Raw genomic sequence first — 900 nt, 5'->3', positions numbered from 1 at the left:
CACCCCAATCGCGTGGATGAAACCGTGGAAAAGGCGATTCTGGATTACAGCCTGTCTTTCCCCTCTCATGGGCCTCTTCGCGTGGCGCAGCAGTTGGCGCTGCAAGGCGTGCAGGTCAGTTCCGGCGGTGTGCGCGGGGTCTGGAGCCGCCATGACCTTTTGTCCAGGCACGACAGGCTGTTGCGGCTTGAGCGGACGGCGCAGAAACGCAGGCTGAAACTCACTGACGAGCAAATCCGTTTGCTGGAGCGATTCAGCCCAGAGTTCCGGGAGCGGCACATCGAGACGCGCCACACCGGCGACTTGGTGGCTGTCGACACCTTTTTCGTCGGCACCCTCAAGGGCGTGGGCCGGGTCTATCTGCAATCGGTCATCGACTGCTACAGCCGCTACGCCTGGGGGCGGCTGTACACCAGCAAGCTTCCGGTGACAGCGGTGCATGTGCTCAACCAGGACGTGTTGCCGCACTTTGAGGCCCACGGCGCGCGGATCGAGACGATTCTGTCGGACAATGGGCGGGAGTTCTGCGGCAGGCCGGACCGGCATCCGTACGAGCTGTTTCTCCAGCTCGAAGGCATTGAACACCGGACGACCAAGGTACGCCGTCCGCAGAGCAACGGCTTTGTGGAACGCCTGCACAGGACGCTGCTCGACGAGCACTTCCGGATCAAGGGCCGGGACACCTGGTATGAGTCGGTGGACGCAATGCAGACGGACTTGGACGCCTACTTCCACCACTACAACACGGAACGGACCCATCAGGGCAGAGGGATGCAAGGACGGACGCCGAACCAGGTCTTCCTGGATGGCATTGTGAAAGGCAAGGAAACGGAAACCGAAGAAGCCGCATAACTCACCCCGCCAGGGGCGGCGGTGTCAGGTGAATACTATCACTGTACA

Annotated in this window: 1 protein-coding gene; it reads left to right on the top strand. The window is 61.4% G+C overall.

Annotated elements, in window-relative coordinates; translation table 11 throughout:
- The coding region (locus QQS14_RS16400; RefSeq protein WP_285908095.1) for an IS481 family transposase at positions 1-852 on the top strand (852 nt) is incomplete at its 5' end.
- Positions 853-900: the final 48 nt, after the last annotated feature.

It is taken from the genome of Pseudodesulfovibrio pelocollis (genome assembly GCF_030282845.1).
GTDB lineage: Bacteria > Desulfobacterota > Desulfovibrionia > Desulfovibrionales > Desulfovibrionaceae > Pseudodesulfovibrio > Pseudodesulfovibrio pelocollis.
The sequence above is the reverse complement of the archived record's forward strand: the minus strand, read 5'-3'. Positions and strand labels throughout refer to the sequence as shown.